General features: G+C 35.0%; 16 protein-coding genes. All 16 read left to right on the forward strand.

Annotation, left to right across the window (positions count from 1 at the left end; genetic code table 11):
• The 16 genes from EJ103_RS02160 (at position 1) to EJ103_RS02235 (ending at position 21,057) form a co-directional block, all read left to right on the forward strand.
• On the forward strand, positions 1–2,820 hold the full coding sequence (locus EJ103_RS02160; protein WP_126005799.1) for a glycosyltransferase family 2 protein: 2,820 nt from the start codon (positions 1–3) through the stop codon (positions 2,818–2,820).
• Complete coding sequence (locus EJ103_RS02165) at positions 2,813–3,883, forward strand: hypothetical protein (protein ID WP_126005801.1); 1,071 nt, start codon at positions 2,813–2,815, stop codon at positions 3,881–3,883. The genes EJ103_RS02160 and EJ103_RS02165 overlap by 8 nt, the downstream gene beginning before the upstream one ends.
• 15 nt (positions 3,884–3,898) lie before the next feature.
• On the forward strand, positions 3,899–5,053 hold the full coding sequence (locus EJ103_RS02170) for a glycosyltransferase family 2 protein (RefSeq protein ID WP_126005803.1): 1,155 nt from the start codon (positions 3,899–3,901) through the stop codon (positions 5,051–5,053).
• Positions 5,050–5,757, forward strand: a complete 708-nt coding sequence (locus EJ103_RS02175) for a hypothetical protein (RefSeq protein WP_126005805.1) — start codon at positions 5,050–5,052, stop codon at positions 5,755–5,757. Before EJ103_RS02170 ends, EJ103_RS02175 begins: the two co-directional genes overlap by 4 nt.
• Before the next feature lie 89 nt (positions 5,758–5,846).
• A complete protein-coding gene (locus EJ103_RS02180; RefSeq protein ID WP_126005807.1) occupies positions 5,847–6,167 on the forward strand; it encodes a hypothetical protein in 321 nt (106 codons plus the stop codon).
• A gap of 102 nt (positions 6,168–6,269) precedes the next feature.
• On the forward strand, positions 6,270–8,753 hold the full coding sequence (locus EJ103_RS02185; RefSeq protein WP_126005809.1) for a glycosyltransferase family 2 protein: 2,484 nt from the start codon (positions 6,270–6,272) through the stop codon (positions 8,751–8,753).
• Between the two features lie 14 nt (positions 8,754–8,767).
• Positions 8,768–9,826 carry a glycosyltransferase gene (locus EJ103_RS02190; protein ID WP_004585816.1) on the forward strand — a complete coding sequence of 353 codons (1,059 nt, stop codon included), beginning with the start codon at positions 8,768–8,770 and terminating at the stop codon, positions 9,824–9,826.
• Between the two features lie 8 nt (positions 9,827–9,834).
• Positions 9,835–10,575, forward strand: a complete 741-nt coding sequence (locus tag EJ103_RS02195) for a sulfotransferase (protein WP_126005811.1) — start codon at positions 9,835–9,837, stop codon at positions 10,573–10,575.
• A 60-nt stretch (positions 10,576–10,635) separates the two neighbouring features.
• Positions 10,636–11,766: a hypothetical protein gene (locus EJ103_RS02200; protein ID WP_126005813.1), complete on the forward strand. Its 1,131-nt coding sequence runs from the start codon at positions 10,636–10,638 to the stop codon at positions 11,764–11,766.
• A 13-nt stretch (positions 11,767–11,779) separates the two neighbouring features.
• Positions 11,780–12,697 (forward strand): alpha/beta hydrolase-fold protein, encoded by a 918-nt coding sequence (locus EJ103_RS02205; RefSeq protein ID WP_126005815.1) that lies wholly within the window; start codon positions 11,780–11,782, stop codon positions 12,695–12,697.
• Positions 12,698–12,719: 22 nt separating this feature from the next.
• Positions 12,720–14,021: a tetratricopeptide repeat protein gene (locus EJ103_RS02210; protein ID WP_126005817.1), complete on the forward strand. Its 1,302-nt coding sequence runs from the start codon at positions 12,720–12,722 to the stop codon at positions 14,019–14,021.
• Between the two features lie 100 nt (positions 14,022–14,121).
• Positions 14,122–15,954: a hypothetical protein gene (locus EJ103_RS02215; RefSeq protein ID WP_126005819.1), complete on the forward strand. Its 1,833-nt coding sequence runs from the start codon at positions 14,122–14,124 to the stop codon at positions 15,952–15,954.
• Between the two features lie 125 nt (positions 15,955–16,079).
• Positions 16,080–17,051: an HAD family hydrolase gene (locus tag EJ103_RS02220; RefSeq protein WP_241232291.1), complete on the forward strand. Its 972-nt coding sequence runs from the start codon at positions 16,080–16,082 to the stop codon at positions 17,049–17,051.
• Entirely contained in the window at positions 17,048–19,066 is a 2,019-nt protein-coding gene (locus EJ103_RS02225; RefSeq protein WP_126005823.1) for a rhamnan synthesis F family protein, read from the forward strand. The genes EJ103_RS02220 and EJ103_RS02225 overlap by 4 nt, the downstream gene beginning before the upstream one ends.
• A gap of 5 nt (positions 19,067–19,071) precedes the next feature.
• Positions 19,072–19,956: a hypothetical protein gene (locus EJ103_RS02230; RefSeq protein WP_126005825.1), complete on the forward strand. Its 885-nt coding sequence runs from the start codon at positions 19,072–19,074 to the stop codon at positions 19,954–19,956.
• A 15-nt stretch (positions 19,957–19,971) separates the two neighbouring features.
• A complete protein-coding gene (locus EJ103_RS02235) occupies positions 19,972–21,057 on the forward strand; it encodes a glycosyltransferase family 2 protein (RefSeq protein ID WP_126005827.1) in 1,086 nt (361 codons plus the stop codon).
• The last annotated feature ends 35 nt before the right edge of the window (positions 21,058–21,092 follow it).

The following is a 21,092-nucleotide window of genomic DNA, read 5'->3' on the forward strand; positions in this document are numbered from 1 at the left end:
ATGTTTAAACGATATAAAAAAACAGAAGTGCCGCTAAATACAAGTTTGCCAAAATTTTTTTTAGACGGATGTGTTGAAGGCTATTTACGTGGTTGGTCTCAACGTGCAGATAAAGCCATCATATGGTTAGGTGATGTTAAGATAGCTGAAGTACCTTGTAATGAACACAGAAGTGACCTACAAGGTGTATTAGATAACGCTAATGCTAGTTTTAGTTATAAATTAAAAGCATCCGAAATTAAGCAAGAATGGTGCGCTCTAACTTCAATTACTATGAAGGTGCAGTTTGTCTATAAGAAAAGCATTGAAGACGAGGCTCTATGTCCCTTAAGCATGGAACAATTGAGCAAAGAATTAAACTTTAAATTACTAAAGAGGCAGACTGCATGTTGCTTTGATGGCTTAGTTGAAAACTCAATTTCAGGCTGGTGTGAAGGGGCAAGTAAGGCCGATATTTATATCAATAACGTTAAAATAACGAGTTCCACCTGTAATATACCTAGAGATGATTTACAAGAAATTGTAAACAATACTAATTGTGGGTTTCAGTATTTACTTGATATTCGAGACTTGCAGCCTCATTGGTTTTCAGTGAATACTTTGACGTTAAAAGTTATAACCAAAGATGATAAAGGGAAAATTGTTCAAGAAGATATGTTAGAAATTAGTAGCCAAGACTTACTTGAATCTATTGGCTTAGTTGATGGGGTATTACTTGAGGATGTTGAAAAGGTTATAGCCGATTCTAGCTTATGGGATGAAGGTTACTACTTAGGGCAATTAGAAAGCGATGAGCTAACTCACACAAGTTTGATTGCTGACTATATTATAAAAGGAGCAGCTAAAAGAAAGAGTCCAAACCCACACTTTGACTCAAGCTATTATTTAGCTAACAATCACGATATTGCCACAACAGGTATTAATCCCTTTTACCATTATTTGAAATATGGCGAGCAGGAGGGGCGTAAACCTTCTCCGTATTTTAACCCATCATTATATTTGGAACAGAACCCCGATCTAACTGAGTGGAGTGGTCCTTTATTATCTCATTTGTTATTTACAGGGCTTAGAGAAGGGCGTATTTACAATGAATATGTACAGCCTAAAGCAGATCAATCTAATGCCGATCCTTATCAAGCCTGGCGCTTGAACAATGAAAAAGATAATTTTTTAGAAATTCAAAGTAACTTAGCGCAGTTTAAACATCAGCCAACTATTTCGATAGTTGTACCTGTTTATAACCCTGATAAAGAGTTACTTATTAAATGTATAGAATCAGTACGTAAGCAGTCGTATATAAACTGGCAACTGTGTTTAGCAGATGACTGCTCACCGCAAAAGCATGTAAAAGAGGTTTTAGAGCACTATCAAAACTTAGAACCAAAAATTAGGGTCGTGTTTAGAGAGCAAAATGGTCATATTTCTGAGGCAAGTAATAGTGCGCTTGAAGTAGCAACCGGTGAATGGGTTGCATTACTCGATCACGATGACGAGTTAAGTCAGCATGCATTGTATGAAGTTATAAAGGTACTAAACGAAAACCCTGAAACATCATTTATCTACAGCGATGAAGATAAAATTAATGAACAGGGCAATCGATGCGACCCTCACTTTAAATCAAGCTGGAATCTAGATTTACTATATAGCCAAAATTATGTATCGCACTTAGGTGTCTATAAAACAGATATAGTAAATAAAATTGGTGGTTTTAGAAAAGGCTACGAAGGCAGCCAAGATTATGACTTACTATTACGTTACTCGCGTGAAATAGACCATAAAAAAATTGTGCATATACCTAAAGTACTTTACCACTGGCGAATTGTGGAAGGCTCAACTGCTTTAGGGCATGGTGAAAAATCATATACTACAGAGGCTGGCATAAAAGCACTTGAAGATCACTTCAAAGCACTCGATAAACCGGTCACTGTTGAGCAAGGTAAGCATGCAAATATATATAAAGTAAATTGGCCTGCCATTAATACAAATGGTGATGAGCCATTAGTGTCATTAATTATACCTACCTATAATGGCTACGAAATTACCAAACAAGCCATAGATTCAATTTTGGATAAAACCACCTATCAAAATTATGAAATTTTATTGGTTGATAACAACTCAAACGACCCTACAGCCTTAGAGTATTTTAAAGAACTGGACAAGCACAAAAAAGTAACTGTTTTACGCTACCCTTACCCATTTAATTATTCAGCTATTAATAACTTTGCTGCCACACACGCTAAAGGTGAGGTAATTGGCTTAATAAATAATGATGTAGAAGTTATAAACCCTGAATGGTTAACTGAAATGGTTTCACACTCTCTGCGTGAAGATATAGGGTGTGTAGGAGCTAAGTTATATTTTCATAATGACACTATTCAACATGCAGGTGTGATTATAGGGATCGGAGGGGTGGCAGGGCACTCGCATAAGCATTATAAAAAAAACGAACATGGGCACTTTAGCCGATTAAATGTTGTACAAAACTTATCTGCAGTGACAGCTGCATGCTTACTTGTACGTAAAGCTGTGTTTGATGAGGTTAATGGCTTAAATGAAGAAGACTTAACCGTTGCTTTTAACGATGTAGACTTTTGCTTAAAAGTACAAGCCGCAGGCTACCGTAATTTATGGACTCCTTATGCAGAACTATACCATTATGAATCAATAAGCCGTGGTGCTGAAGATAATCCTGAAAAAGTAGCGCGCTTTAATAAAGAAGTAGAATATATGAAAGCTACATGGGGGACCGACCAAAGTACAGATCCTAGCTATAGTCCTAATTTAACACTGGCAAGAGAAGACTTTTCTATAAATGCTTAAATATATTTATGATACAACAAAATGGAATAGTGATGAGTTTCACTTTCATCTTGATGAGTACCAAGTTAATAGCTCTAAGATAAAGGGTTGGGTTATCAATAAAAGTAATTTACCTTGTAAATTATTATTTATTGATACATCCACTAACGAGCAGCATGCTATTACATGCGATCATTTAAGACCAAACCTGCCAAGCCTTTATCCTAATGTAAAGAACGCTAATAATTGTGGATTTGAAATCCCTATCGACTTAGATATGGAGAAGCCATTTAAGTATAAGCTTTGTATTGAGCTTAATAATAAGCTCTATCCAGTAGCCGCAATTATGTCCTACAGCCCGCTACTGTTTGTGCATATCGCAAAAACGGCAGGTTCTACAGTAAATAACTTTTTAACTAATGCATTTGGTGCTGAGTATAGTTTAGTGCACGTTGAATCTGTAGCTGATTGGGGGAGTAAAGTTGAAGCACTAGATTTAAATTACATTTCCGGACATATTCCACTTACACAGTTTAATAAAGTTAACTTATTAAAGCATTTTGAGAAAGCAATTACCTTCAGAGAGCCTTACTCCCATGTTATTTCACATTTAGCGTGGGTTAAAGCGTTAGCTTTACCTGAAAATCGCGAGCGCTTTTTAAATCACCCAGAATATATACAAAACCTAAGCCAGAAACTTAGCCATTGCGATTTCAGTTGCGCAAATAGCCTTAGTAAGTTAATTAGCTCTTTTGAGGGACCTGAATTTTTACTGTTCGATAATACGCAAACTCGATATATACGCAAAAATATTCAAAAGCCTAAAGTTGATGTTGAAGATATTGTTGATGCCATTCATAACTTAAAAAATTTCCGCTTTGTAGGACTTGATGATGATATAGATGGCTTTCTCAATCAACTTGTAGACTTTTATGGCTTTAAAGTTAAAAGCGAAAATAGCCGTGATAATGTTCTAAATACTAAATTTGGGCTTGATCCTAGTAGGGATGATATTAAAAAAAGTTTATACCCTTTGATTGATAAAGATTTAGAAATTTATCAACATTTAATAAATAGAAGATAAACAAGAGAAGTTATTATGGTAAATGTAGCAGCATTAACAGTTATAAAAGATGAAGCGCCATATATTACAGACTGGATTAATCACTGCTTTTTTATGGGGTTTAGTGAAGTATATATAGCTATTAATCGTTCATGCGATGATACTAAAAAGGTTGTAAAGGCACTTTCTGTTAATAATAAAAATATAAAAGTATTTGATACAACGTGGTTAGATATGTTCCCAAATAAAGATGGGATCAATATGTATTTACAGTATTATTCATTCTGCTTTTTATTAAATGAAGCTAGTTATAATGAAAAGATAACCCACTTTTTTCCTTTAGATGCGGATGAATTTTGGTTCTCGTATAATTTTGGTGAAACCATAAATGAGTATCTTAGTTCCAAAGGCAGCTTTGACATACTATCAGTCCCCTGGGCAGCACAGTCAGGTGATGATAAGCCCTTCGAACTCCCGTTTAAGAATATTAATATTACTGTAAAAGAAAATGTTAAAAGTATTCTTTCTCGAAGTGCGGTCGAAAATATCGGGAAATATTTATTACATATACCAGAGATTAATAAGAGTAATGTAATTCACTTAGATGCTAATGGGGAAGTAGCACAGCGTATAGATGATAAAACACAAAGAATTAAAATAAACACAAGTTCGCAATCTTCATTGATTCTTCATCGTATGTTACGTTCAGAGCAAGAGTATTTAGCTCTACTTACAAGGCAGAGACCATCAAGTACCCTCCCAATTAAGGATAATCGCTGGGGTTTTCACAAAGATTATCAGCAAATAATTGAGCTTGATTCTATTAAAATCAAAAGCTACTTTGATTACTTAGAAAAACATAGAAAGCCAGTTGAAGCTTATATTGAATTGGCCAAAAGTGAAGCTCTAAATAATGCGCAAAAAATCCTTAAAGCTGATAAAAAAATTATTGTTGAACATATCAGTAAATACATACAAGTATTGAAAGGAACAGCTCTTTTACCAGAGGTTATACATATATACAGCTATGAGTGTACCTCTTATAGTGCTTTAAGAGATACGGCTATTAGCTTAGAAAAAATTAACTTAGAGTTAAGCCTTAAGTTAATGAAGGCTGCTGAGGTATTACGCCCTGAGGGGCAAACAATAAAAAGAAAAATAGCGCAATATTTAAAAGAGTTAAATAAATGAAAAAAGTCTATCTCCATATCGGCATTCATAAAACAGGCTCTTCTTCTATCCAGCAATCACTTTTTGATGCAAAAGATAAAATAGTAGAACAGGGTTTTTTCTACTTTTGTCAAGACTTTGATGGGGTTGATAGGCCGTTACCTCAAAAGTGGATTGATTTAAAGGGCTTTAACAGCCCAGCAATTAAAGATGAAGTTAAATTTAACCAACTTTTAAAAAAGGTACAGCAAGATAAAATAATAATTTCAATAGAAGCTCTTGCATGGTTTTACACACAAGAAGCTGTTGAGAGCGTTGCGCGAGCTCTAAAGGGGTTTGATGTAGATGTCATAACCTATATCAGGCGACAAGATAAGCAAATGGTTTCTTATCACCAAGAGGGCTCTAAAGGCAAAAACAAACCCTCAACAGCATATTACGGCGCTGCTATTTGTCCTTTCGATATAAAAAATAGCGAGTATTTAAATTACTACCAGCGAAGTATGGTTTGGGCAGAAGCGTTTGGTAAACAGAACATAAAAGTTCGGATTTTCGAACCTGAAAAGTTAGTAAAAAAGGATGTGGTCGCCGATTTTTGTAATTTAGTAGGTTTATCGGGTGTTAACTCTGTTCGAGTAAATGAATCTTTAGGCTTTGAGGCTACAAAAGTTGGCCAATTAATCAATTTAAGCAATTTAAACGATGATAATTTAGTAAAAAAATAAGAGAGAACCTTTCCAGCGAAGGTAAGTTACTACCTTCTAAATCAGCGGCGGAAAACTTTTACAAGCAGTTCGTTGTTAGTAATCAAAAATTGAATAATGAGTTTGAAATTACTCAAGGCGGTTTGTTTAAAGATGATTTTGATGACTACCCAGAACAGGGTAATAATACATGGGATGAGTTAACTGCAAATAAAGCTATTACCTCTATTTTTAATGGAATAAAAGAGGCACAAAAGACGACAGAAAGTGAATACGTTAATAAGTTACGTGATGAAGCAATTAGTCTCGAAAAGGAAGACCTTACAATGGCCTACTATTTAATGAAAAGGGCTTATACCCTAAGGCCGCATGGCCCAGTAATTAAACGTAAGTTGACTGAGTATAAAGATAAGCTAAATATTGTAGGTTAATATACGATTGCCTAATTATTAGGTTCAGCTTCACAATATTGATAATAAAAACTTTGTTTTACACACCGCTGTAAAGTACGTTAATTATAAGAGAAAAATAATATGCATATCAAAGGATGTATTGATTCTTATTCCAATGGAATCGTAAATGGTTGGCTTGTAACTGATAACGAGCAGCCTGTAAGTATTGTCATTGATGGTGATACTGTAGCTGATATTAATGAACTGTTTTTAAGACAAGATATTTTAGATTTAGGAATTACAGAAAAGAATGCAGGTTTTAGTATTGATGTAACTGAGTTTTTAAACTCTAAAGAGGGTAGTATTACGCTAAGGTTAGTCCAGGGAGACTTAATAATAGCTTCATATGAGGCTTATATTCCTAGCAAAGTTAATATTATAAAAAATGACTACCTCGCACTCCAAGATCAAAATTCGATTACAGATTGGAGTATTGCAACTAATCATCGGGTTGGCCTTTCTTTAACCAGTTTTATTGCACCTAAAGGAATAAAACACGCTAACGGTTACTATACGCGCTTTTCATTCGGTGACATTAACAATACGCGCCATCAATTATTTTTAACGCCTTCATTAAACTTTGAGAACTGCCAAGCTAAAACGCTCAAACTAGCTGTAGTTGGTAAGGCTTCGCATGATAGTCATTTACACCTTGTTCTTACAGATAAAAGCGGTCAACGGGTCCTTAATGAGCCGGTTCTTTTATCTCCTAAATGGCAACACTTGGTGGTCGAATTAGAAGAAGAGTACGCCGAAGGGTTATTAAGTGCAGAATTAGATTTATCTTTTACAATAAAGCATCATGGCCGTAGGTTTATAGATATAGCCATGATTCAGTTATCTGAGCAGTTGTTAGATCCAATTGAACAAGCCAAAGCTTCTGAAGAAGCAGATTTTACTACAACTAATGTTATAAAAAATGGAGATTTAAAAAGTTGGCCTAATGGAATTATTTTTAACTCACTGAAGCGTTCACAAGAATTAGCCGAAAACTGGTTTATAGAAATGAATAAAGCTAACCAGGATAAGGTTGCGGTTGCTGCTATTAGTGATAATAGTCAAAATGATCCTTTAGGTGCCACAATTACATCTCAATTTGGGCTGAGAGTCCGTTCTAAAGAGCTTGATGGATACGCAAGGTTAATTATTCCATTTGCGAAACAAAGTTTAAATGAGATTAACTACCAATTTGAACTGGATGTTGAAGCAACAGGTTTAGGGAAAAAGGTGACTTTACCCAGAATATATATAATTGCACGCGATGCACATAATGATGCAGTGATATATAACATTGTCCGCAAAAGAGTAGTTAGCAACCGAGAAAAAATTAGCTTAAATATTGATGCTATAGAGATAAATAAAATACTCAATAGCTCTCTTGAGCTGCCTTCTTTAACTTTAGCAATCGATTTACCCAATGATAACGATATTAGTGTATATGGCGTTTCTTTAGTCGCTAAGTCTAATAATGAAAAGCCTCAGCTTGTAGAAACTGAGTCAATAACTCATAGTAGCTTACGTTTTGAAGATACGAGTATCACAGCACAGTTAAGTGTATTAAAAGGATTGGATGCTTGGTCATCGGAAAAAGCAATTAAACCTGAAAATAAACAAAGTCTAATAAAACACGATAATGAAACTACACTTCAAAGTAATAATGAGTTTGTCGCCCATATTAGCGCTTTAACACCTCATAAATTAACAAGACCATCAAGAGAGTTTCCATTCGTAGATATTATAGTGCCTGTTTATAATGCATGTGACGATGTATTACTTTGCTTATCCTCATTAATAGAAAAAACAGATTTACTGCATAGGGTAATAGTAATTAACGATGGCCAAGACGAAAGAACAGCAATTATGCTTGACGCTTTTAATAGTAGTTATAATCATTTAGAGGTGATTACAAACCCTGAAAATATTGGCTATACCCGCTCGGTTAATAAAGGTATTGGGCACTCTAATGCTGACTGGGTGGTTGTGCTTAATAGCGACACTATTGTTAGTGAAGGGTGGCTAGGCAAGTTAATGAATTGCGCGCTGAGTCAAGATAATGTTGGTATGGTTGGCGCTCTAAGTAATGCTGCAAGCTGGCAGTCTGTTCCTAAAGTGCATGATGCTAGTGGTGATTGGCATTTAAACCCGCTACCTGAACATATGACAATTGATGATGTAGCCAACAAAATAGCTCAACTTTCGCAGCGTGATTACCCAGAAGTTGGCGTAATAAATGGTTTTTGCCAACTAATAAATACCCGAATGCTTGATAATATTGGTTTACTCGACGATGTAGCTTTTCCTATAGGTTATGGGGAAGAAAACGATATGTGTGCTAGGGCTGTAAAAGCCGGTTACACATTATTAATAGCAGATGATACATACGTATTTCATGCAAAATCAAAAAGTTTTGGTCACAGCAAACGTAAAGAATTAGCTAAACAAGGCAGTGCAGCCCTAAAGAAAAAGCACCCAGATGTTGACTGGGGGGATGTAACTAAGCGTATTTTTGAGCATCCAAGCTTAGTAGAGCTACGTAAGCAGCTTGCAGTGTCATTAGCAGAGTAAATCAGGAGAAAACTATGAAATTATTATACGTACTACCTGTTAAAGGTGGTGGTGGTGGGGCGCACTCAGTAGCACAAGAAGTAAACGAATTAAATAAAATGGGAGTTGAAACTAAAATTGCGGTTAATCGTGAAAACTACCCTAGCTTTTTAACCTGTTACAGCGATATGCCAAATGTTAGCCGTAATGTTGTTGAGTTTTTTGACGAGCAGAGCCTCGCCGACCATATAGCAAATGCAACAACTGTAATATGTACTATTTTTACTTCTGTCCGCTTAGTAAAAAATGCGCTAGAAAAAGTTAAAAACAAACCGCGTGTAGCCTATTACGCACAAGATTACGAGCCCTTATTTGTGTTGCCAGAGAACCCATTGTGGGCCGAGGCCCATGCAAGTTATACAATGTTGCCAAATATGACAGTATTTGCCAAAACAGACTGGATACGTAATGTTATAACTGAAAACCATGGCATAGAAGTAAAAAAAGTAGCGCCAAGCATAGACCATGATGTGTATTACCCAGGCTTAAATAAATCAGAATCACAAATATGGATTTCAGCAATGGTACGCCCTAGTACACCGCGCCGTGCACCAGAGCGAACTATGCGTATTTTAAAAAATATCAAAGAGCAATTCGGTCATCAAGTAAACATTAATGTATTTGGCTGTACCGACGAGGCTATTTTTGATAATAACCTTACAAGTGACTTTGAATATTACAATCATGGTGTACTAACAAGAAACCAAGTGTCGGGCTTGCTACGAAAAAGTCATTTATTCATAGATTTATCTGACTATCAGGCATTTGGGCGTACCGGCCTAGAAGCCATGGCGTGTGGCTGTGTATCATTAGTTCCCGTTTTTGGTGGTACTGATGAGTACATAAAGCATAATGAAAATGGCTTTGCTGTGGACCCACGAGATGAAGTGGAAATTTATAATACCATTTCCAAGTTTATCGATTTACCAGTAGACCAAAAAGTTGAATTACAGCAACAAGCTATAGATCGTTCACAAAATTTTTCGGTTAGAAAAGCTGCAATTTCAGAAGTTAAATTGTTTAGTTCTATATAAGGTTAGTTATGAAATATTTGTTTATCGGTGGTGCCCCTCGCTCAGGAACTTCTGCTCTCACAGAGCTACTTTCAACACATGAACGAGTAGCAATAGGGATGGAAAGGTTTAAATTTTGTTATAGTAAAAAGTCTGTAACAAAAGAAATGTTTACCAAAGATAATTTTTTTAGATTTGATTCCACTCAAACTAATATAGATGATAAAAACGGCAAGTATGTCGATTTTTATCAAAAGTTATCAAATAAATTTGATGGTAGCTCCATTGTTGGCGATAAATATCCTCAACTATATAAATTTTGGCCATCACTTTTTGAAAACTTTGGTGAGGACGGTCGGTTTCTATTTATAATGAGGGATATAGAGGATGTGGCATCATCATTTAATGTTAGGGCGAGTAATCCAAAGGATAAGTGGCCAGAAGAGAATAATTATAAAAAAGCGGTAGAAATATGGAATCAATCTTTATTAATTGCTGCAAAAGCGAAAAGTGAAAACAAAAATATTTGTATAGTTAGTTATAGCAAGCTTTTTGACTCCGAGTCCTATGCATGTGATGAGGAAATGCTAAAGATCATTAGATATTTAGATTTATCTGATAATGAAGAGCTGATACTTGAGCATAAAAAGTTACAAGAAAAGTACGTAAGTCATATTAAAAATAAAAGCAAACTTATTTTTGAAGGACAAGAGCAGTATATTAAAGAAAAAGCTAATAAATCACTATACTTTGAGCTATTTGGTTTATAGCGTTTTCAAACACCCTGTATTTAATGCGTTTATATCAACCGCCTTTAAAATGAGAATAGTATGCCTAGATTACTTTTTTTTACATATGCAAATAATGCATATAGCTTATTTGCTCTTCCTTACGCTTTTTTTGCCTTAAATGCAAACCCGAATTCTAGAGTAGAAATAATTCTAGAAGACTTAAAGCTATTTATAGATGAATACGGTGATGGAATTAAGGCTCTCGAAGAGATTTTTCCAGGACAAGTAGTGTTTAGACAATCGTTAACTGTTAAAAATAAAGTGAAATGTAAACCACATGTTGTACGTTTCATTGAGGAGCCTGTTACAGAATCTGATTACGTGTATATAGGCGACATTGATGTCCTAATCTTTGAGGATATTTTGGAATTACACAAAGGGTTTATGGATGAACATAACCTTCCATTTAGTAACATTATACGAAAAGGTACTGAGAGTACGCAATTTCCTCGCTTAACCGGATTACACTTTTGCCCATTTGAAAAAATGTATCCTCTACCTGATTTAGAAGATATTAACCTAAATGCAAGAAACGATGAAAATGTACTTTATGAAATAATGACACGTAAAGGTTATATGGTACCTACTCACTTTAGGCATAGACCGTTGTGTGGCATTCATATTTCTTTAAATCGTGATTCAGTTGGTAGGTATAGTGTAAATAGAGGAGATGAATATCTTATTGGTGATACTTTTAACTGGGGTGTTAATCGTTATAAAGATAGATTTTTAAAGCTAATTGAACATAAAAAGTTCAGAGATATCTTTTTTTATTTTAGCTTTGAGTATAGAGCCTTATTAATGGTGATCGAAGCAGTAGCTAAACAAGAAGAAAAAAGATTGCACCGAGTCGCAGCAAGTTTTTTAGTAGATAAAAGGCTATCTTCTAAAATTAAAGGAGGGAAGAGAGAGGAGCTAATTACTGCCGCTAGAAATAAGTTAGACAAGGGGTGTATAAATGAAGCTATACAGTGCCTACATAATGTAGTTAATGTTTGGCCTGAAGATTTTAATGCTTATCTCCTTTTAGGTGAGGGGTATTTGAAATTAGAGGATGAAGTCATGGGGCAGGAGTGTCTGTTGCATGCTTTGGAGCTAACAAATGCTTTGAAGCATCATAATTCAATTTACACTATAGCGAAGCAGTACAATATGATCTTAAATTCTTAAAGGCAACTGATGTATGGAAGAGTACGAAGAAGTATTTAAAGATAATAACTATTGCATTAAACTTTATAATAAAAATATTAACTTCCCAACGCTTGTGGCTTTTTCTAATAGAGAAGAATCATATAGCACTGTACGAAATTTTAATCGAGAATTTGGAAAAAATGCTTTTCAGAAGTTAGATTTTAATTATATATCTTTTGTAAGTAATAAAAATGATTGGTATCAAGGTGTGAGCAGGTTAGCCATTACAAGTCTAAATGTAGTTTTAAAACGCATGAAAGGTTTAGTCTTCACGTATGGCTCCTCTATGGGAGGGTTTGCAGCTTTAAATTTTGCAAATCATTTGAATGCTTCTTATGCATTTTCTTTTTCACCTCAAGCGTCTTTAGACACTTGTTTTATGAGCCAGATTAACGACAAGCGTTGGCAGGTTGAGTCGAAACTTCTTTTACCTTTTAAAAGTGAGATTTTAAAAGGTGACTTGCAAAATCAAGCCGGTATTATCTTTTTTGATAGTGACCATATAGATGGTAAGCATGCAAAAGTGATTCTCGAAAATACATCTCTTATTCCATGTGATTTGAAGTATTCTGGACATGGAAGTATTTCTGCATTTAATACTATATATGGAATAAAACATTTTTTTAACAAGCTTTGCATAGAACATGTACCTATGGATTGTATCCTAAAAGAGGTAGATAGAGTTTGGGTTGAAAGCTTGGAATACCTTTCTCTAAATGATTATGAGAAATTTCAATATAAATTAATTGCATCAGATTATAAAGTGAGCCAAATTACTATAAGAAATATCTTAGCAAATCTAAACAATAGAAAATATCCGGTTGAGTTTAAAGAGTCTATTCCAAAGATAGTCGAGAATAATAAGGCTCTAAATGAAGCATTACTTGTCAAATTAATGCAATTTTGTTGAGTTTTACTAAGGTTCGTTACCCATGAATGAAGATGCTTTACTAAAAGTAAAAAAATTAGAAGAAGACATAAAGTGTAGCAAAAACCTAGGTAAAACCTATTTCCAGCTAGGCGTCATATATCAAAAGGAGAAAATTGATAGTGAAGCTATTAAGTATTTTCATAAGGCCATCTCTATTTCTCCAAAGTATGGGGAGGCATATTATCGTCTTGCTTTATTGTTAAACAAAGAAAGGAAGCTTAAAGAGAGTCTTGATTGTATTAATAGTGCTCTAAAGTCTGACTCACAAAATCCTAAGTATCACGAGTTATTAGGTAATTTTTACTTTAGAGACAAGCGCTATGATAAAGCTGAAGAAGAATATAAATTTAGCTTAAAAATTGATAATACTTCACATAGATGTAATTTTAGGTTAAGCAAGTTATTTGAAGTTCAAGGTTTAATTGATAAAGCAATACATCATATCGTAGTTGCTATCAATATTGATAACGACAATTCTATGTATTTTTTTCAGCTTAGTGAGCTATATATAAAACTAGGCGACGCAAATAATGCGTTAAGAATAAAGCACGTACTTTTAGATGAAGATAATTGCAAATTTAACTTCTCAGAGAAAGAAGTGTTAATTCGGTCTGCATTATTCTCCGGAGAGCTTGCGCTTATACCTGCTGGTTTTAGATGTTATACAAAGGGTATTTTATATAAAAGACTAAAGTTTAGCCAGCCAAGCATGCCTTTTGATAGTGGTTTTTTCCCGCCTGATTCAGTAGCTAATGTTTTAATCAAAGGTAAAGTTAATTTAAACGTTAAAAGCCACAATGTATGCATAAAGGATGAAAAGTATTTAAGTACTAAATATGGGCAAGGTATTAAGTTCGCTGTGTCTAACTATAATGAAATTAATAAAGCTGTTGAACAAGGAAATAATCTGGGTCGGTATTTAGATAGTACTTATGGATATTATACTTTAGATAATGAAAATGGGTTTGTACTTGCGCATTATAATTGGCATAGAAAAGCAAGTGTAGAAAAATCCAAAGGTATTTATGATGTGAATACTAATTTATCTGAAGTAAATGCTGTATTAACTAAAAGAATAAAGCGTATGATGACATTATGTAATAAGGCAGAGCGAATTTTGTTTGTCATTGGTAATACACAAAACTATAAATACATGCAGATAGATAATGAGTTTTATTTTCTTGATGATATCTCCAAATTGAAAAAAACTATAAGCGAGTTGTACGGTAGTAAGGCTCAAGTAGTTATGCTTGACGAAGTTAATGATGCTGAAAGCCTATATAATTATTTGTATACTAGCTAATGGCTATGTTACTCAATAATATTATCATTAGCTTAAGAGAGTTGCTTTGAAAGTTCTTTTATCTTGTTATAGCTTAGTAAGGTTCTCCGGATCGGAATGTATGGTACTTGATTTTACTCAAGAGCTAATAAAACAAAGTCACGAAATAGTTATCGTAACTAGAGAGTACTCTTATCCTATACAGAGCTGCTTTAGTGGGTTAGATGTAAAAGTATTTGTAGGGAGCTTACCGCATGAACTTTATGAAACGATTGATTTAGCTATAGCGTTTCATCCTTTTACAATCAAAGCTTTGCTAAAGAATGGCTTTAAACCAAAAAAGTTGATTTACTTTTCTCTTGGCCCTTCGGAACCGTTTGAGACACCACCAGTTATAAATAAGGGGATTTTTGGACTGGGCTGCTTTAACTCACAAGAGACTTTTGAGCACTATTTTAACCATGGTTATGTCTGTAAGGATGACAGTTTGGTCTTCCCTAACTCAGTAGCCGACAGTTTTTTTTGTGATGTACCTACTAAGGCTTTACCTACTAAAGTTAGTAAAGTTGCAATAATAACGAACCATTCGAGTTCATTGCACACAGAGCTTAAAAAGCTTTTAAGTTTAAATGAGATTAGCGTGACTTTTTTGGGGCGTACAGAATTTGGTAATTCTAGGTTGATTACTCCTCAGCTTTTATTAGGTTTTGATGTAGTAGTTACTATGGGGAGAACAGTACAACATTGTATGGCTTTAGGGGTGCCTGTTTTTTTGTATGATAAGTTTGGGGGGGGCGGATTTTTAAATAAAGACAACTATTTAGCGGAAGAGAGATTTAATTACTCTGGTCGTGCAAGTCGACGTCAGCCAACTGCAGATGAAATAGTAAAGGAAATAAAAAATGGTTTTAAGCAATACGATATAGAGTTTTTTAAAGAATTAGCAAAAAATAAATATTCTTTAAATAAAAACTTAAATCAGCTTTTAAGTAGAGTTGAAGATATAGAAAATTATAATTCAGAGTGCGCATTTAACTTTTTTCAAGATGCCGCAATATACGAGAAGCTGTTACTAAAAAATAAAATGCTTAGCGATAAAGTTAAAAGTCTTACTGATAAACTGAATTATAAAAGTACGTTTGATAATAGTAAAAAAAATGAAATGAAACTTTCTATCTCATTTAATTTTTTTAATGGTGAGGAATATTTCTATCAAACTGTATTTAATATGAGGAAAGTGGCTGAGCACATCTCAATTGTATATCAAGATATATCTAACCATGGTAATGCAATGTCTTTAAGGGCAAAAAGCATTTTGAACAAAATTATTCAAAACGGTTTAGTTGATGATGTAAGCTTGTACACTCCTGATCTCTCTCTTTCACCCAGTGAGAATGAATTCAAAAAGAGAAAGTTAGGAGAAAGGTTAGCACGAAATAATAGTTGCACTCACTTTTTGATAATGGACACTGACGAATTTTATGATCGTAAGGAGTTTAATGCTGCCAAACGATATATTTTGAAACATGATATTTCATATTCTGCATGCCCAAGTTATTTTTATTTAAAGAAGCCAACTTATCGTTCTCTGCGAAAAGACAAGACTAATGTCAGCTTTATTTGTCGGCTAGATAGCAATACTGAGTTTAAAAGGGGTGGGTACTTTCCGGTTGATAATGTTGATCCTACAAGAAGGGTTATTAACAAAGAAGGTAATTTTAAGTTATTTGAGGAGCATACATTAGTTATGCACCATATGAATTTTATTCGTGCGGATAATTTTAAGTCAAAATTAAGTAATTCATCCAATGCCCATAAAGTTGAGTTTATGAATGAGGTTTTGCTTCAGCTAGAGCATTGGAAATTTGGGGAGCTATTTAAATTTCCTAAAAAAGGGGACTTTGAAATTATTGAAGTTGAGAATAAATTCAAATTACCTGATGTTATGAATTAATCTGAGATTATTTTGAGAGCTGAATGTTAAACAAAGGTTTTTATTTTACGCATGAGAGTACGCATATATCTTTTTTAGGACCAGTGTGTAGTTTTTTTCAGTTATCTTTATCTAATAGCTGCAGTATGGATTCGCCCTTATATTTTCTAGCCCGTGAGGGCTATTGGCTCGAGCGTGCTTTCAAACGTTTCTGTACTGGTGCTGCCATAAATGCACAAAGTGAGTATTTATTAGCGTCGCGTGCTTTTTTATTTAAGCTTTTACTTGATGATGAACGTAGCTTTTCGTATTCGCTTAAAAGTGGCTTTAAAGGCACTTTTAGCGAATTATTACAAAGCCGTTTTATTTTAAACCACGATGAAATAACCCGTACTTTTTCGCCAGCACTTTTAGCTAAAATTATTGACTTAGAAACCGATAAGCAAAGTGTAATTGATATATTTAATGCCCACAAAGCTGAACTAAAAACATTACTTGCACCGACTAAAAAAGCTTACTTAGCGTATTTGGAGCAGCTTGGTGTTACTAAGCAACAAACCCTACATATAGTTGATTTAGGTTACTCAGGTACTATTCAAAGTTTGCTAGGTATACTCCTTAATAAAAATACGTATGGACATTATTTGATAGCGTCTAACCCTGGGGTTCATTCCATTGAGGGCTGTACAGCTACAATGAAAGGCTACTTGAAAGAAGGGGTAAAAATAGGCGAAGGTTACTTACCACTTGATCGCTCTATGTTTTTAGAGTCGCTATTAACTGCGCCCAATGGCCAGTTTAGAGATATACGCTTTAACACCTTTAATAAGAGTGGTAATAATTTAAAGCAATTTGATTTTTATTACGGGCGTAAGGTGGCATCCCAAAAGTATTTCTATATTTTAGAGCAAGTAATGGCAGGAGCCCTTGATTATGTTGAGCACGCAGCAAAGCACAATATTACGTTTACAAAAAGCGAGCTCGAAATGCTATTAAATAGCTATTTAAGCAAACCCCACATGATACCGCACTCCCTAGCACATATTTTTGATATTGATGACGATGTAACCGGCAACGGTACGGTTAACGCATTACAGTTTTTTGGTTTAAATAAGTGACAATAAAAAAATATATAAAGCGCACATTTCCTAGGGTATTTAGCTTTTTTAAAAACACCCCGATTTTATTTAGAGCTACTAAAGCATTAGAGCACCGTCTAATTAAGCTTAGGTATTTTGCTTTTCGTTCAAAGAAAACGGCTTACTCTTCTAAAAAAGCGAGCAAGCTCCTTAGAAAAGCTAAGTTGTTGAAGCTGTTTGATGCAAAATATTACTCCGCACAACAGAGCCGAACATTTAGCTGTGAGCAAGAAGCATTTGAAGATTATTTACACAAAGGTATTTTTAGCTGCGTAAACCCAAGTAAAAACTTTGATACCGAGCTTTACTACAAATGTAACACCGATATTTATTTAAGCGGTGAACACGCATTAGTGCATTATTTGGCGCACGGTAAAGATGAAGGTCGTTTAGCTTTGCCAGCCAAAGCTAAGTGGCACCCGAAAGCGATAGCAAGTAGTGCCAACGGTGAGCCAACATCACTTAAATTAGCGATGTGTTTTCATGTGTTTTATGGTGAATTTATAGATTATTACTGCAAAGCGTTAGCTAAGTTTTCGCAATCGGTTGATGTATTTGTAAGTGTTGCTAGTGACGAGCTTGCTAAAAAAGCAATACACGATTTTAAAGCGTGTTCAAAGGTAAACAAGGTTGTAGTAAAGGTAGTGCCTAACCACGGCCGAAACTTTGCTCCTATGCTTGTTGAGTTTGCAAGCGAGTTGCAAAACTATGATTTGTTTTGCCATATGCACTCTAAAAAGTCGTTATATTCGGGACGTGCGCAAACCCAGTGGGCTGATTACTTGGGTGAGTACCTTTTAAACGACCAGCACGTTATTAAGCAAGTGCTTAATCATTTTAACGATAATCCCAAAAGCGGTATGTATTACCCTACTTCGTTTTGGATGATGCCCGATTGGGTAAACCATTGGCTTAAAAATAAACCCGTGGCACAAAGGTTTGCTAAAGAGTGGGACATAGAATTAACTGATGACTTTTTAGCTTACCCTGCTGGTGGTATGTTTTGGGCAAGGCCGGAGGCGCTAAAGCAGCTTTTAAATAAAGAATATAATTACGATGACTTCCCAGGTGAGCCTTTACCTAACGATGGCTCTGAGCTACATGCCCTTGAGCGTATGCTTGGACTACTTGTTGAAAAAAATGGCTACAAGCAGCTTTTTTACTACCCTAAAACTGGCCAATTTACACACGATACAAGCTATATTTTGGCGCAGTATGTTAATACTGCCGAGGGGCTTAAAAATCAGCTTAATAATTTTGAGCATATAAGTTTTGACGTATTTGATACTTTAGTAAGGCGTGAATACTATGTGCCCGATTATGCTAAATTACTTTTAGGTAAATCATTAGTGCAAAAAGGGCTGGTAAGTAATGCCCATGAATTTGTTAAAATGCGTAACACCGCTGAGTTTGAGGTACGTAAAGCTAAAAACTTTGTTGGTGATGTAATTATTTTTGAAACCTACGACTATTTAGCTAAGCAACTGGGGTGGAGCAACGAGCAAGCTCATAACCTTGCGGAGCAAGAGTTTGCTTACGACTTACAAATGATTTTACCAAAAGATGAAATGGTCGATATTTTTAACGAGCTTATTTTAGCCGGTAAACAAGTAACGGTTGCATCAGATACCTATTACACAAAAGATCAGGTTACACTTATGCTGGCTAAAGTGGGCATTAGTGTGGGGTTTGATTTACTTGTATCTAGCGATTTAGGTAAACGCAAAGATAGTGGAACACTATGGCAGCATATAAAAGAGAACTTACCCGAAGGGCAACGTTTTATACATGTTGGCGATAACGCCGTGGCTGATGCACAAATACCCGGTGATTTTGGGTTACAGAATTTGCATATTTTAAACCCGCTTGATAAATGGCAGGCCGGTGGCTTTGTTAACCCATTTGTAGGTGAACAAGGTTTAAATGAGGCACAAATATTAAAATGGGGCCCGCTGATAAGCGACTTTGGCCGATTTGGATTTTTAGGTGAGTAGTATTAATGTTTGAAACTTTATATTTGCATATTGGCTGGTCTAAAACGGGTACGTCTGCAATTCAATACCAGCTTGATTTACAGCAAAGCGAACTAAAAGCGCAAGGGGTTTTATATTCTAAAACTTTGCAAATGAACGACCAAGCGCATCATCATTTTGCGTTAGCATTTGCGCCAATACACGGTTACCCTGCTAAATACAAAATACCAGAAGTGCTTGAAATGCTTGAACAGGAAATGCTAAGTGAAGGTTGCCATTCTGCACTGGTTTCGAGCGAACTTTCGCCTTTTTATTTTAATAACCCCCGTTTTCAGGAATGGGTTAAAAAGTTTAAAAAAGTGGTGGTGATTGGCACTGTAAGGCGCCAGTCTGATTTACTACTCTCACTATTTAACCAGCTAGTAAAAGATCCTAACGTTAGGTTTAAAGGGCGCTTTTTTCAAATGGCGTTAAATAATTTTCCTAAGTTAAATTACTTTCAGCAACTTAACAGGTGGGTGCCTAAAGTAGGTAAGGAGAATATTTTAGTTGTGCCTTATAGCGATACTGTTGTTGATGACTTTTTAGCGCTATTTAATTTAAGCCTTAAAAGTTCACATGATAACGTTGTTGTTAATCCCTCACTGCCAACAAGCGCATTAATGCTAATGCAAGAGCGAACTGTACAGATAAACGACGTACCTCAGTATACTCATATACGCGATAACCTTATAAGTGAAATAGGCAATAAAGCGGTTGATGATAAACCAAAGCGAGTGTTTTTAACTGCCGGTGAGCTTAGGGCAATTGATAATAACTTTAATGGGCCAAACAAGCGTGTTGCAAGGGAATTTCTATCTCAAGATGAATTGTTTACTGATAAAGTATACAAAGATATTCCTGCTTACTAGGGCTTTTAAATTAATATGCACCATAAAGTTAAGCTAGTTGCGGTAGCAAAAGATGAGTCTGCATATTTAGCTGATTGGATTCAGCATCACTTGTTTTTTGGCTTTGCTGAAATACATGTTTATATAAACCGAACAAGTGATGACTCTGCTAAGGTTTTAAATAGCATTAGTCAATTACATGAAAATGTTACTTTTAGCCATGCTGATTGGATTGATCAGCTCCCACCGCCATCAAAAAAAAACCTGCAGCATATATGTTATATGCAAGCACTTAGCTCTATTGAGCCTGATATAACGCATTTACTATTTTTAGATGTTGACGAGTATTGGGTGTCGCAGCGTTACACTTGTATAAATGACTTTTTAATTAGCTGCGATAAAGGCCAAGATTTAATTGTATTTGAATGGCTTAACGAAGGAGCTGTAACTACACCATTTTTAGCATTGCCACAAAGATTAACGGGTAAGGTACATGCTTTAGGTAAAAGTATTATTAACGTTTCTGCGATTAAAAATATAAAACAAATACGTTTACATGTGCCGATAATGAATGAGTTAAGTAAGGTTACGTTAGTAGATGGGGAGGCGTTTAAGTGCCAGCCAAATCTACCTCAGCATGTAGCGGTTAATATTAATTCATTTAAGCATACGTTTATTTTTCATAGAATGTTTAGATCTGAGGTGGAGTACTTAGCTGCGTTGTATCGTGGTAACCCTGAGGGGGATTTTCCTATTAAATTAAACCGAAATGGGTATGGCTACATTAATAATGAAAATCTTCAAAGCTATAGTTTTGAACAGCAACTTTACGCAGAATATATTGAAAATAAAAAGCAGTTTTTAAAAGAATGTAATATTGATAAATATATTTTGGACGCACAGAATACAGTTGAAAAAAAAGCAGAGCAATTAAAGTTAATGCTGCCTAATTTACTTGCTAAAAAACCACAGGCTGTGGCCAAAGTGCTAGGTAACTTAAAAGACGAAAAAATAAATAAAATTTTAAGTGTTCATTACAAACAAAGTCAGGTCAGTAAAGCTACTCACGCTGCTAAACCTTGGGGCTTGAAAAACCGCATTTTAAAGTGCATTAAGTTTTAAAATTGCGGTGTACATTAGGCTTAGTTATTTAAGAT

The sequence above is a fragment of the Pseudoalteromonas sp. Xi13 genome (assembly GCF_003952205.1).
In the GTDB taxonomy this organism is placed as follows: domain Bacteria; phylum Pseudomonadota; class Gammaproteobacteria; order Enterobacterales; family Alteromonadaceae; genus Pseudoalteromonas; species Pseudoalteromonas atlantica.

Excerpts from the sequence above, each read along its gene's own strand:
- EJ103_RS02160 (WP_126005799.1), top strand. The coding sequence starts at position 1 with ATGTTTAAACGATATAAAAAAACAGAAGTGCCGCTAAATACAAGTTTG.
- EJ103_RS02165 (WP_126005801.1), top strand. The coding sequence starts at position 2,813 with ATGCTTAAATATATTTATGATACAACAAAATGGAATAGTGATGAGTTT.
- EJ103_RS02170 (WP_126005803.1), top strand. The coding sequence starts at position 3,899 with ATGGTAAATGTAGCAGCATTAACAGTTATAAAAGATGAAGCGCCATAT.
- EJ103_RS02175 (WP_126005805.1), top strand. The coding sequence starts at position 5,050 with ATGAAAAAAGTCTATCTCCATATCGGCATTCATAAAACAGGCTCTTCT.
- EJ103_RS02185 (WP_126005809.1), top strand. The coding sequence starts at position 6,270 with ATGCATATCAAAGGATGTATTGATTCTTATTCCAATGGAATCGTAAAT.
- EJ103_RS02190 (WP_004585816.1), top strand. The coding sequence starts at position 8,768 with ATGAAATTATTATACGTACTACCTGTTAAAGGTGGTGGTGGTGGGGCG.
- EJ103_RS02195 (WP_126005811.1), top strand. The coding sequence starts at position 9,835 with ATGAAATATTTGTTTATCGGTGGTGCCCCTCGCTCAGGAACTTCTGCT.
- EJ103_RS02200 (WP_126005813.1), top strand. The coding sequence starts at position 10,636 with ATGCCTAGATTACTTTTTTTTACATATGCAAATAATGCATATAGCTTA.
- EJ103_RS02205 (WP_126005815.1), top strand. The coding sequence starts at position 11,780 with ATGGAAGAGTACGAAGAAGTATTTAAAGATAATAACTATTGCATTAAA.
- EJ103_RS02210 (WP_126005817.1), top strand. The coding sequence starts at position 12,720 with ATGAATGAAGATGCTTTACTAAAAGTAAAAAAATTAGAAGAAGACATA.
- EJ103_RS02215 (WP_126005819.1), top strand. The coding sequence starts at position 14,122 with ATGGTACTTGATTTTACTCAAGAGCTAATAAAACAAAGTCACGAAATA.
- EJ103_RS02220 (WP_241232291.1), top strand. The coding sequence starts at position 16,080 with ATGGATTCGCCCTTATATTTTCTAGCCCGTGAGGGCTATTGGCTCGAG.
- EJ103_RS02230 (WP_126005825.1), top strand. The coding sequence starts at position 19,072 with ATGTTTGAAACTTTATATTTGCATATTGGCTGGTCTAAAACGGGTACG.
- EJ103_RS02235 (WP_126005827.1), top strand. The coding sequence starts at position 19,972 with ATGCACCATAAAGTTAAGCTAGTTGCGGTAGCAAAAGATGAGTCTGCA.